The following is an 11,905-nucleotide window of genomic DNA, read 5'->3' on the forward strand; positions in this document are numbered from 1 at the left end:
ACGACTGCTGCGGGCAAAAGTCCGCGGGCACAGCTCGGCTTCCGGACGTGCAGCGAGGTTCACAGTCGATCCGCTCTCGAGGCGGACCGTACCGCGACCGGCTAGAACTCCTCGGTCGGCGGCGCGATCCCCTCGTCTTCCTCGCCTTCGAGGTCGAACTCCTCGCGGACCTCACGGATGCGATCCCGGATGTCGGCCGCCAACTCGAACTCGAGGTTGCTCGCCGCCTCCTGCATCCGCTCCTCGAGTTCGTCGATGTAGCGGGCGGCCTCCTCGGCGTCCTCGAGCGACCGGCCCGAGACCTCGGTCGTGTCGGTCTTGCTGCCGGGCAGGTTCGCCTCGCTGACCTCCTTCTCGATCGTCGTGGGTTCGAAGCCGTGTTCCTCGTTGTACTCCCGCTGGATGCGGCGACGACGGCGGGTCTCCTCGATGGCCGACTCCATCGCATTCGAGGGATCGTCGGCGTAGAGGACGACCTTCCCGTTGACGTTGCGCGCTGCCCGCCCCATCGTCTGGATCAGCGTCGTCTCCGAGCGCAGGAACCCCTCCTGGTCGGCGTCCAGGATGCCCACGAGCGAGACCTCGGGGATGTCCAGTCCCTCCCGCAGGAGGTTGATCCCGACGAGCACGTCGATCTCCCCCAACCGAAGGGAGCGGATGATCTCGTGGCGCTCGAGGGTGTCGGTCTCGTCGTGCATGTACTCGACGTCGACGCCGGCCTCCTCCAAGTACTCGGTGAGGTCCTCGGCCATCCGCTTGGTGAGCGTGGTGACCAGCGTCCGTTCGTCGCGTTCGATGCGCTCGTCGATGCGGTCCATCAGGTCGTCGATCTGGCCGCTGGCCGGCGAGACCTCGACCTCGGGGTCGACCAGATGCGTAGGCCGAACGATCTGTTCGACGATCTGATCGCTGTGATCGCGCTCGTAGTCGCCCGGCGTCGCCGAGACGTACAGCGTCTTGTTCGTCTTTTCCTCGAACTCGTCGAACGTGAGCGGGCGGTTGTCGTAGCTGGTCGGCAGCCGGAACCCGTTCTCGACCAGCGAGTCCTTTCGGGACTTGTCGCCCTCGTACTGGCCGCGAATCTGCGGGAGCGTCTGGTGGGACTCGTCGACGACCGTCAGGAAGTCCTCGGGGAAGTAGTCCAGCAGGGTGTAGGGCGCCTCGCCCGACTCCCGATCCGAGAGGTAGACCGAGTAGTTCTCGATCCCGGAACAGTAGCCGGTCTCCTGCATCATCTCGAGGTCGAACGTCGTCCGTTCATCGATGCGCTGGGCGGCGATCATGTCGCCCTGGCGTTCGAAGTAGGAGATGCGCTCGTCCAGATCCTCCCGGATCTCCTCCATCGCCCGCTCGAGTTTCGTCTCGGGGATCGAGTAGTGTTCCGCCGGGTGGATCAGAACCGCCTGCTGGTCGCCCTGCGTCTTCCCCTCGAGGGGGTCGACCTTGACCATGCGATCGATCTCGTCGCCCCACAGCTCCACACGAACCGCATAGCGGCCGTACATCGGGTAGATCTCGATCGTGTCGCCCCGCACGCGGAAGGTCCCCTGGGTGAAGTCGACGTCGTTGCGCTCGTAGTTCAGATCGACGAGCCGCGCCAGCAGTTCGTCGCGTCCGACCTCCTCGCCGACCTCGAGGCGCATCGACATGTCGACGTAGTTCCGCGGGTCACCCAGCCCGTAGATGGCGGAGACGGAGGCGACGACGATGACGTCCTCGCGGGTGAGCAGGGACCGGGTGGCCGAGTGGCGCAGCCGGTCGATCTCGTCGTTGATCGAGGCGTCCTTGTCGATGTAGGTGTCGGTCTGCTCGACGTAGGCCTCGGGCTGGTAGTAGTCGTAGTAGGAGACGAAGTACTCGACGGCGTTCTCGGGAAAGAGGTTCCGGAACTCCTCGTACAACTGCGCCGCGAGCGTCTTGTTGTGGGCGATCACCAGCGTCGGTTTCTGGATCTCCTCGATCAGCCACGAGACGGTGTTGGTCTTCCCGGAGCCGGTGACGCCCAGCAGGGTCTGTTTGTCCATCCCCTGCCGGAAGCCGTCGGCCAGTTGTTCGATCGCCTCGGGCTGGTCGCCCGCGGGATCGAACGGCGCGTCGACCTCGAACGGACGATCGACGTCGGGTCGGTCCGGCTGAAGGGGGCCTCGCGTATCGGTCACGGTTGTCCTCCGTACGGAACGAACGCACTTGACCCGCACGCTTGAGGAACTTCCGAACGGCTGGACCAAAAAGGAAGTTGATAGTCTACCTAAATAGACAAATTCTATACATTATCGAACTCCTGGCCCGGTCCATAGATAGCCGGCAACAACGTCGATATCGTCGACTTTGGGCACGAGACCACGAATCGTGTTTCTGGAGGAAAACGACCTTAGATGCCTTGAGAACCGTTCAAAACCCATAGTAGAACCGACCAGGATGACTCCACCCTCGATTAGTTATGTATTTCTAATATGTATCTAGTAATTTTGCTAACTTCGTCGACAGCCGATCCTCGATTCATCGCGCAGAACGCGAACTCCCCACCTGACCGATTCGCCAACCGACAGTAATCGACTCGAGGAACCCCCGCCAACCCAGTATCGTTTACAGCAGTACAGACGTAAACGACTGCTGACCCCCAACTGTCGTCGCCCCCCGACCAAGGTCGTTCAGTATCGTCGAACGGATCAGGAGTGCTCGAGGTTGAGTTCGATCACGTTCGCGATTCCGAGCACCGTCTCGGGCACCGCCGTCTCGAAGCGGTCGCCCCGCATGCGGTGGGTCGGCCCGGCCACGCTGATCGAGCCGATTACCGACCCCGAGCCGTCGAGGATCGGCGCTGCGACGCTTCGGAGCCCGTTCAGCCGCTCCTCGTCGTCGTAGGCGATGCGTTCCTCCCGGACCGACTCGAGTTCTTCGGCCAGGACCTCGCGATCCGTGATGGTGTTCGGGCTGACCGCCGACAGCCCGTGACGGTCGATGATCTCGGTTCGGCGCTCCTCCGGCAGGAAGGCCAGGATCGCCTTGCCGAGTGCCGTACAGTGGATCGGGACCCGGTCCCCGACGCAGGTGTCGATGCGGGCGGCTTCGGACCCGCGGCTGCGGTAGAGGAAGACGCCGCGACCGTGCTCCTCCGTCATCAGGGCCGAGATTTCGCCCGTCTTCTCGGCCAACTGGTCGACCTCCGAACGGGCGACCCGGTAGAGTTCCTGCTGGGTCCGGGCCGTCTCGCTGAGTTGAAGGAACTTCAGGCTCGTCCGGTACTCGTCGCCGTCCCGGACGACGTACTCGCCGCGCTCGAGCGTCTTCAGGTGATTGTGAACGGTACTCTTCGGGAGATCCACGTGGTCGGCCAGTTCCGAGACGCCCGCCCCGTCGAGGTCGTTCAGTGATTCCACGATGTCGAACGCCCGATCGACAGCCTGTATTCCGTCGGAGCCGGGTGTTGCCATACTACATCAATAACGATCGACCAATATAAGCGTTCATCATTACAGAACGGATTATGACAACTGGTACCACTAGACCGAGCGGCACACATCGTCGCTTCCGAAATACCGATCGTCACACGTTGCCAGACGAAGGGCTCGAAGGATAAGCGGCGCAAAACACGTGGAAAAGTGGACGATCGAACATCCCCAGTCGAATCGAACGATCCCACATGGTGGAACAGCCGCCGAGGGACAACGAATATACTGAATGAGGGTAACACACTGCATATGATCGACAGCGAACCGACGGATCCGTGGGGCGTTCCCCGGCTCGAGCTGTTCGAACGCCTCGAGCGGTCCCTCGAGGGCGACGGGGAGCGTGCGGTGGCCACGGTAGTTGGCGTCGACGGCTCCGCCTACCGGCGGCCCGGCGCGAAGATGCTCCTCGGGAGCGACGGATCGACCTACGGCGGCATCACCGCCGGCTGTCTCGAGGGTCCACTCCGAGAGGTCGCAGGAGAGGTCCTGGCGGACGGCTCTCCGACCGTCGTCACGTTCGACCTGACCGACGACGATGACGGGTGGGGGCTGGGGCTGGGCTGTGAAGGGGTCGTCGACGTCCTCGTCGAACCCGTAGACGACTCCTGGAGCGACCCCGTCGAGGCGTTCGGAGCCGGCGAACGACGGGCGACGGTAACCGTGGTCGACGGCACCGACTCGCTCCCGGTCGGCGCACGAACGACCGTTCCCGCCGAGGGCGAGCCGATCGACCCCGACGACCGGCCGGCCGTCCCCGAGAACGTCCTCGAGGCGGTTCTCGCGGACGCCCGCGAGCGAGCAGCCGACGGCCGCTGGGAGCGCCGGACCGTCGCGACCGACGGCGGGGACGTCGACCTCTTCGTCGACGGGATCGAGCCCGTAAAACGCCTGCTCGTCTTCGGCGGCCAGCCGGACGTCCGGCCGGTGACGCGGCTGGCCCGTGAGGTCGGCCTCGAGGTGACGGTGGCGACGGCCCGCGGGGCACAGGCCGACGAATCGTCGTTCCCGCGAGCGGATCGGGTCGTGGCGACCCACCCGAGCGACCTCGGGGACCTGGTCGACGACCGCACGTTCGTCGTCGTCATGTCCCACAACCTTCTCGACGACCGACTCGCACTCGAGGCGCTCCTGTCGACGCCGGCGCCGTTCATCGGGCTGATGGGGCCGCGCGAGCGGTTCGAGCGGCTACGGGACGACCTGCAGGAAGAAAGCGTGACGCTGACGGACGAGGACCGGGACCGGATCGCCTCGCCCGTCGGGCTGGACCTGGGCGGGGGCGAACCCGTGGAGATCGCGCTCAGTATCGTCTCGGAGGTACTCGCGGTGAGTAACGATCGAGAGGGAGGACGGCTCCGCGACCGTGCGGGGCCGATTCACGAGCGGTCGCCGTCCGAGCCGTCGGAACCGTCGCCGCCGTCGGACTGACGCATTCGTTCGAGGTCCGCGACGGTATCGACGTCGCGGTGAATTCCGGGGTCCGTTACGGCGACGCGGCGGACGTCGACCGAATCGAACAGCGCCCGGCCGCCCGTATCGCCCGAAATCTCGGTCAGCGCGTCGAACAGCGACGAGTCGAACAACACTGGATTCCCGCGCCGGCCGTCGAAGACCGGCACGACGACCGGAGCGTCGGTCGACCGGTACTCGTCGACGAGTCGCGTTACCGTTCCGGGATCGATCAGCGGCATGTCGCCCGGCAGGAACACGGCCGCCTCGGCACCGTGTTCGCGGGCCGCTCGAGCGCCCGCGCGGACGGACGTGCTCTGTCCGCGCTCGTGGTCGGGGTTGTGAACCGTCGCGTCGACCCGGTCCGCGACGGCCCCTTCGATCGTATCGGCGTCGTGACCCAGCACCGCGATGACGCGGTCGACAGCCGCGACGTCGAACGTACGGGCCGCACGGGAGACGATCGGCTCGCCGTCCGTCCCGACCGTCGCGAGCAGTTTGTTGCCGTCCGCGAACCGTGTGCCCCGGCCCGCAGCCAGCACGACGCCGATTACCGTCATCGAACGTTCACGCTCACTCTTACGCTCAGGCTCACTCTCACTCGAGTTCGACGCCTTCGGGACCGCGCGGGAGGTAGTTCCTGCCGCCCGGGTCGGTCCGGAGTTCGCCGTCCTCGACGACGACCTCGCCGCCGACGATCGTGTGGGTCGGCAGCCCGGTCAGTTCCTCGCCGTGGAACGTCGAGTAGCGAGGCTCCATCGTGTGATAGAAGTCGTCGTCGACGACCGCGCTCTTGTCGAGGTCGACGATGACCATGTCGGCGTCCGACCCCTCCGCGATCGCGCCCTTGCGCGGGTACAGTCCCCAGCGCTTGGCGTTGTTGGTCGAACAGACCTCGACGAGTCGCTCCATGCTGATGCGGTTCTTGTTGACCCCCTCGCTCATCATCACGGGGAGGAAGTACTCGATGCCGTTGTTGTCGCCGGGGATCGCGTCCCAGATGTCGCCGTGTTTCCCCTCCTCCTTCTCCTTGAACTCGATCTTGTGTGGGCAGTGGTCGGTGCCGACGTAGTCGACGACGCCGTTACGCAGCCCCTCCCAGAGGCGCTTTTTGCTCTCCTCGCCCCGCAGTGGCGGCGAGATCTTGCCCCAGACGCCGAGGTCCTCCTGCTCGTAGGTATGGGAGAGGAAGGCCGGCAGCGTCTCAGCGTGGAGGTTGACGCCCTGCTCCTGGAACCGCTTGCAGATGTCGACCCCCTCGGCCGTACTCATGTGGACGATGTAGGCCCTCGAGTCGGTGTACTCGGTGAGGCGGCCGATCTGTTCGATCTGCATCGCCTCGCAGATGTTCGGTGCCGACTCGCTCCAGGCTTTCAGGTCGTTGCGGCCCTCCTCCTTGAGTTCCTTCCGGCGCTCGGTCGCGAGGTCCTCGTTCTCGGCGTGGAACATCACGACGCCGTTCGGGATGTCCGAGACCTTGTCGAGGACCTTGTAGACGCCGCCCGCGTTGGAGTGGTCGATGCCCAGTTCCGGGGAGGCGTTCTTGTACCAGTTGAAGAAGACCTTGTACGAGCGGATCCCCTCCTCGGCCAGCCCCTCGATCTCCTCGACGTGGTGGTCCTGGTGGACGATCGCGTGGTAGGCGAAGTCGATGTAGGAGTTCTCCTCGCCCGCGCGCTTGAAGAAGTCCATGTCCGGCAGGTACGGCTCCTTCTGCAGGAGGAAGTTGACGACGGTCGTGACGCCGCCGTGGACCGCCCCCCGCGTCTCGGTCTCGAAGTCGTGCTCGAGACCCTCGTGGTACTCGTACTCGTACCGCGAGAGTCCCCAGTGGACGTGGGGATCGATGAAGCCCGGGATCAGGTAGTTGCCGTCGGCGTCGATCTCCCGGTCCGCTTCGGGGAGGTTCGACTCGGTTCCGACGCCGACGATGGTGCCGTCGGTCGCTGCTACGCCGCCGTTGATGGTGCCGTTCGGCGTGACGACTCGCGCATTCGTCACACGCAGGTCTGCAGTCTGTTCGACCATACGTGATAACTCACCTCATCCTACTTGAGTGTATCCCGTGGCCCCCTGGTCGACCGCCGATCCGACACCGGCGTGACGTTACCCGACGCAGTCGCGGCTCCGGGCAACACAACGTTTATGTCCTGGTCGGAAGACATAGTACGTATTCCCATGAGTACCGATGCCACGGGTGATTATGACGAGCGAGTCACGGAAGAGATCACCGTGACAGTCAACGGCGAGGAGGTCACCGCCGAGGTCGAGCCACGGCTCAAACTCTCCGATTTCCTCCGTAACGAGTGCGGACTCAACGGCGTACGGGTCGGCTGCGAGCACGGGGTCTGCGGCGCCTGCACCGTCGAACAGGACGGCCGGACCGTCAAGAGCTGTCTCTCCTACGCGGTCCAGGCCGACGGCGCGGAGATCGAGACCGTCGAGGGACTGACCGACGAGGCCGAGAACGAGGACGGCTCACTGCACCCGATCCAGGAGGCGTTCCACGAGAGTCACGCCCTCCAGTGTGGGTTCTGCACGAGCGGGTTCGTGATGGCCACGAAGGAACTGCTCGAGGAGAACCCCGATCCGACCCGCGAGGAGATCGAGGAGGGGCTGGCCGACAACATCTGTCGCTGTACCGGCTACCAGAACATCTACGAGGCCGTCGAGCGGGCGGCCGAAGAGATGAGGGAGTAACCATGTCCAGTTCACAGCCGTCCGAAACCGACGAGGTAGACGTCGACGTCGAACCGGAGACCGAAACGGAATCGTTCACGGGAACCGGCCTCCCGCGCGTCGAGGACCGGCGGATCCTCACGGGGAAAGCCGAGTATATCCACGACATCACGCCGGAGAACTGCCTGCACATGGCGCTGGTCCGGAGCATGCACGCTCACGCGGACATCGTCTCGATCGACACGAGCGCGGCCGAGGACCACCCCGACTGCGAACTCGTCCTCACCGCGGCCGACGTCAAGGCCGAGTACGGCCCGATGCCCGTCGGCATCCCGGAGGTCGAGACCGACGACGGCGTCGCGACCCTGGAAGAGTGGTCGCTGGCCGACGAGAAAGTCCGGTTCGTCGGCGAGCCCGTGGCAGTGGTCGTCGCGAGCGACCGGTACGCCGCCGAGGACGTCGCCGACCTGGTCGACGTCGAGTACGATCCCCGGGACGCCGTTGCCGACGGGATGGAGGCCCGCGAGGACGAGGTCCTCGTCCACGACAACGTCGGGACGAACGTCGTCGACGGCGAACGGCTCGAGTTCGGCGACCTCGACGACGCCTTCGAGGAGGCCGATCACGTCGTCTCCGGCGAGTACTCGTGGAGCCGGATCTCGGGCGTCCCGCTCGAGACCGCGGGCGTCGTCGCCCAGTACGACGACGAGACCGACTCGTTCGACATCGACTGCAACATCCAGTTGCACACGCTCGTCGACGAGATGATCCACGAGCCGCTGGGCTACGACGCCGACGACGTCCGGGTCAACGTCCCGGCCGACGTCGGCGGCAGCTACGGGACGAAGATCGGCATCCACCGCTACTGCTGTCTGGCCGCGATGGCCAGCAAGGAACTCGAGCGGCCCGTGAAGTTCAACGAGGACCGCCTCGAGAACCTCCAGGGCGGGGACATGCACTCCTCGGACCGCGAGTACGAGATGCGGCTGGCCGTCGACGACGACGGGACGATGCGGGGCCTCGACATCTGGTTCGTCGACGACTTCGGCGCGTTCCCGCGATACCCGGTCAATCAGGTACTGAAGCCGCTGTCGGTGCTCACGAACTCCTACGAGATCGACCACGTCGGCTACGAGTACGACCTCGTGCTGACGAACAAGACCTCCCAGACCGCCTACCGCGGGTTCGGCGTCGACCCCCACATCTACGCCCTCGAGATGATCGTCGACGAGGCGGCGCGCGAGATCGGAATCGACCCGACCGAGTTCCGCCGGCGGAACCTGATCACGCCCGATCAGCTGCCATACACCCTCCCCTCGAAGAACATCTACGACTCGGGGGACTACCCGGCGACCCTGGACCGGATCGAGGAGATCATCGCCGACGAGCGCGACGGCGGGCTGCTCGATCCCGAGGTCGTCGCGGAACGGCGCGAGGAGGGCAAGTACCGCGGGGTTCAGCCGAGCGTCATCATCGAACCCGGCGTCAGCGGCTCCGACTGGACCGACCGCCAGCGGACCGAAACGGACGAACTCGAGGAACGGTCCCGCGACGAGGTCGACGAACTGCCCGAACACCTCCGGGCGACGGTCCGTGAGGACGGCACGGTCCAGGCGTACCTGGCGACGGACTCGTCCGGACAGGGCCACCAGACGCTGGTCTCACAACTGCTCGCGGACGAACTCGGCGTCCTGCCGAGCGACATCGAGGTCGACTATCTCGACAGCGTCGACGCCCCGACCGAGTACGGGAGCGCGGCCTCGCGGATGGCCGTCATGCTCTCGGGGGCGACGGTCGGCCTCGCCGAGCGCGTCGGCGAGGCGGCCGAGCGAGTCGCGGCCGACCGCTGGGGCGTCTCGACCGACGACGTCGCCTACCAGGACGGCGCCGTCGACCGGATCGGCGGCGACGAGTCGCTGTCGCTCGCCGAACTGGCGGCCGTCGACGCCGAGCGCGACGTCGAGGACCGCGAACTGACGAGCGTCAGCTACAATTACGACCACCCCGCGACCGAGCACGAGGAGTTCGACGAAGCGTTCACCCAGAAGTTCCCCGTCTACCCGACCGCTGCGTTCGGCGCGAACGCCCCGATCGTCGAGGTCGATTCCCGAACGGGCGAGGTCGACATCCTCAAGTTCTACACCGTCCGGGATTGCGGGACGATGCTCAACCCGATGATCGTCGAGGGACAGGCCCACGGCGGGATCGCCCAGGGCGTCGGCGCCGCCCTGCTCGAGGAGTTCGGCTACGAGGACGACGGCCAGCCCCAGGCGATCACCCTGTTCGACTACCTGCTGCCGTCGATCGAGAACGTCCCCGAGATCGAGATGGAACACACCGAGACGCCGTCGCCGTACACCGAGACGGGCGCGAAAGGCGTCGGCGAGGGCGGGATGATCGACGCCCCCGCGAGCATCGCCACGTCGATCAACGCGGCCCTCGAGCCGATAGGGGCCGACGAGCCGGCAGATCGGATCCCGGTCGCGCCGGATCACCTGCTAGGGAAAGTCCAGGAGGCGGAGGACGAAAGCGAAGACGAGGAGTAACGTAGCGCCCCAACCCCCGTCCCCACGACGCGACGGCGCAGTTTTGGCCCGGCTTCTTTCGGCATCGGACTCGACTCGACTCCGCTTCTCGAGTCCCGTTCGTCTCGTTTGACAGCGACGTCACTACGGACCTGGGACGAACACGATGAATACGACGAATCCGGCGAACCCGGGAACGACCCGAATCAAAAGCGCGGCGTCAGTCGCCCGACTCGAGCGTCACGTCCTCTGTCGGTGCCGCCTCGAGTTCGGACTCGGCGTCGACGCCGTCGGCGGCTTTCTCCTGCATGTTCGAGAAGAACTTCTTCACCAGGCGGTTAGTGACGCTTTTCAGCGCACGGCCGCCGAGGCTGGCGATCGTCCCCGAGACGTCGGCCGAGGCCGACCAGACGACCGTCGTCCCGTCGTCGTTCTCCTGCAACTCCATCTCCGCGGTGGTCTCGAACTCGTTGCGCGGGGCGTGGCCGACCGCCTTCATCTCGAGCGTGTTGGGGCGGTCAGCCTCGGTGACGACGACGTCCACGTCGAACTCGGGTTTGACGCTGCCCACGCCGACCGCGAGCACCGCCTCGATCTCGTGGGGCGACTTGAGCGTCATCTCCTTGCATCCGGGCGCACACTCCGCGAGGACGTCGGTGTCCGTGAAGTACGGCCAGAGTTCGTCCTTCGACTGTTCCATCTCGTTTTCGCCAGTGAATTCTAGCATGTTGTGTCTCCTCAGTTGGTCTCCGCATCGATCGCGCGTTCGTACGACGTTTCGAGCGAGCGTTTCGCGTACTCGCCGGCCACTTCCTCCTTGTAGTCTCGATCCGCGTGCATCTCCCCCTCCGGCGTGACCGCATCGGTGACGATCTCGGCCGCCTCCGCGAGACCCGCCTCCGAGAGGGGTTCGCCCTCGAGGACGTCCTCCGCGTCCGGGACCCGAAGCGGGATGTCCGCGGCGTTCGCGAGGGCGATCCGGACCTCCTCGAGGACCGGATCGTCAGCTGAGGGGTCGTCGACCCGTACGGCGGTCGCCGCGCTGACCGTCGGCCAGGTCTGGGCCGCCCGCTTGAGTTCGAGAAACGCCATCCCGGTACGTTCGGGCGGGAACGGGTCGGTCGGCACCGTGACCGCCTCGATGAGTTCCTCCTCGCGGAGGTCCGTGAACATGTAGGCGATGAAGTAGTCGTCGGCGGTCACCTCGCGGCTCTCCTCGGCCGAGCGCAGGTGGAGCACGCCGTCGAGCGCCACCAGCGCGGCCGGGTAGTTCCCCGCGGGGTCCGCCTCGCCGATGCTGCCGCCGATCGTTCCCTGGTTGCGAACCGAGGGGCCAGCGATCTGTTCCGCGGCTTCGGGGAGCATCGGGACGAGCTCCGCGAGCGGGTCCGAACGCTCGAGCGTCCGGTGGCGGGTCATCGCCCCGATCCGGACCCCGTCGTCGGTCTCCTCGACGTACTGGAGCTCCTCGAGGCCGTTCAAGTCGACGAGGTGATCCGGCGTCGCCAGCCGGTTTGCCATCACGATCCCCAGCGACTGGTTGCCCGCGAGCAACTCCACGTCCTCGAGGTCGGCCAGCAACTCGACGGTTTCCTCGACGGTCTCCGGTCGGTGGTGGGTGAACGGAGCCGGCTTCATGGATCCCCTCGCGACAGCGTGTGTAGGGCGGTCCGCCGTCCGTTCCCGTCCGAACGCGGGCGCGAACGCGAGCGATACTGGTGGGTGGTATGGGAAATCATGTGTCGGTCACGCGGATATCACGTATTTTCCGTAACGTTACTAATAAGTGTTGTTGCATGTTGG

9 protein-coding genes are annotated in these 11,905 nt (G+C 65.6%); 3 read left to right on the forward strand and 6 right to left on the reverse strand.

The genetic code is table 11. The features are described from left to right. Positions 1-101: 101 nt before the first annotated feature. Entirely contained in the window at positions 102-2,159 is a 2,058-nt protein-coding gene (uvrB, locus tag CHINAEXTREME_RS03520) for an excinuclease ABC subunit UvrB (protein WP_007141086.1), read from the reverse strand. 510 nt (positions 2,160-2,669) lie between these two features. After that, the gene (locus tag CHINAEXTREME_RS03525) at positions 2,670-3,434 is read right to left on the reverse strand and encodes an IclR family transcriptional regulator (protein ID WP_007141087.1); all 765 of its coding nucleotides are present in this window, start codon (positions 3,432-3,434) and stop codon (positions 2,670-2,672) included. A gap of 267 nt (positions 3,435-3,701) precedes the next feature. Between CHINAEXTREME_RS03525 and CHINAEXTREME_RS03530 the strand changes: the two genes are divergently transcribed. After that, positions 3,702-4,877 (forward strand): XdhC family protein, encoded by a 1,176-nt coding sequence (locus CHINAEXTREME_RS03530; RefSeq protein WP_007141088.1) that lies wholly within the window; start codon positions 3,702-3,704, stop codon positions 4,875-4,877. On the opposite strand, the gene CHINAEXTREME_RS03535 is transcribed toward CHINAEXTREME_RS03530, so the two are convergent. Together CHINAEXTREME_RS03535 and CHINAEXTREME_RS03540 are read right to left on the reverse strand one after the other, a co-directional pair. Next, positions 4,826-5,458: a nucleotidyltransferase family protein gene (locus tag CHINAEXTREME_RS03535; RefSeq protein WP_007141089.1), complete on the reverse strand. Its 633-nt coding sequence runs from the start codon at positions 5,456-5,458 to the stop codon at positions 4,826-4,828. The genes CHINAEXTREME_RS03530 and CHINAEXTREME_RS03535 overlap by 52 nt on opposite strands. A gap of 37 nt (positions 5,459-5,495) precedes the next feature. Then, positions 5,496-6,926 carry a dihydroorotase gene (locus CHINAEXTREME_RS03540; protein WP_007141090.1) on the reverse strand — a complete coding sequence of 477 codons (1,431 nt, stop codon included), beginning with the start codon at positions 6,924-6,926 and terminating at the stop codon, positions 5,496-5,498. A gap of 150 nt (positions 6,927-7,076) precedes the next feature. Between CHINAEXTREME_RS03540 and CHINAEXTREME_RS03545 the strand changes: the two genes are divergently transcribed. After that, positions 7,077-7,598 (forward strand): (2Fe-2S)-binding protein, encoded by a 522-nt coding sequence (locus CHINAEXTREME_RS03545; protein WP_007141091.1) that lies wholly within the window; start codon positions 7,077-7,079, stop codon positions 7,596-7,598. Positions 7,599-7,600: 2 nt separating this feature from the next. Then, positions 7,601-10,123, forward strand: coding sequence for a xanthine dehydrogenase family protein molybdopterin-binding subunit (locus CHINAEXTREME_RS03550; protein ID WP_007141092.1), 2,523 nt, complete (start codon positions 7,601-7,603; stop codon positions 10,121-10,123). A gap of 199 nt (positions 10,124-10,322) precedes the next feature. Here the strand turns inward: CHINAEXTREME_RS03550 and CHINAEXTREME_RS03555 are convergent, their stop codons facing one another. Together CHINAEXTREME_RS03555 and CHINAEXTREME_RS03560 are read right to left on the reverse strand one after the other, a co-directional pair. Further along, positions 10,323-10,829 (reverse strand): CoxG family protein, encoded by a 507-nt coding sequence (locus tag CHINAEXTREME_RS03555; RefSeq protein WP_238593338.1) that lies wholly within the window; start codon positions 10,827-10,829, stop codon positions 10,323-10,325. Positions 10,830-10,840: 11 nt separating this feature from the next. Continuing rightward, a complete protein-coding gene (locus CHINAEXTREME_RS03560) occupies positions 10,841-11,740 on the reverse strand; it encodes an FAD binding domain-containing protein (RefSeq protein ID WP_007141094.1) in 900 nt (299 codons plus the stop codon). Positions 11,741-11,905 lie beyond the last annotated feature (165 nt).

The sequence above is a fragment of the Halobiforma lacisalsi AJ5 genome, from assembly GCF_000226975.2.
GTDB lineage: Archaea > Halobacteriota > Halobacteria > Halobacteriales > Natrialbaceae > Natronobacterium > Natronobacterium lacisalsi.

What these genes read in the sequence shown, in the direction of transcription:
- CHINAEXTREME_RS03530 (WP_007141088.1), top strand. Translation starts at nt 3,702, where the DNA reads ATGATCGACAGCGAACCGACGGATCCGTGGGGCGTTCCCCGGCTCGAG.
- CHINAEXTREME_RS03535 (WP_007141089.1), bottom strand. Translation starts at nt 5,458, where the DNA reads ATGACGGTAATCGGCGTCGTGCTGGCTGCGGGCCGGGGCACACGGTTC.
- CHINAEXTREME_RS03555 (WP_238593338.1), bottom strand. Translation starts at nt 10,829, where the DNA reads ATGCTAGAATTCACTGGCGAAAACGAGATGGAACAGTCGAAGGACGAA.
- CHINAEXTREME_RS03540 (WP_007141090.1), bottom strand. Translation starts at nt 6,926, where the DNA reads ATGGTCGAACAGACTGCAGACCTGCGTGTGACGAATGCGCGAGTCGTC.
- CHINAEXTREME_RS03560 (WP_007141094.1), bottom strand. Translation starts at nt 11,740, where the DNA reads ATGAAGCCGGCTCCGTTCACCCACCACCGACCGGAGACCGTCGAGGAA.
- CHINAEXTREME_RS03525 (WP_007141087.1), bottom strand. Translation starts at nt 3,434, where the DNA reads ATGGCAACACCCGGCTCCGACGGAATACAGGCTGTCGATCGGGCGTTC.
- CHINAEXTREME_RS03545 (WP_007141091.1), top strand. Translation starts at nt 7,077, where the DNA reads ATGAGTACCGATGCCACGGGTGATTATGACGAGCGAGTCACGGAAGAG.
- CHINAEXTREME_RS03550 (WP_007141092.1), top strand. Translation starts at nt 7,601, where the DNA reads ATGTCCAGTTCACAGCCGTCCGAAACCGACGAGGTAGACGTCGACGTC.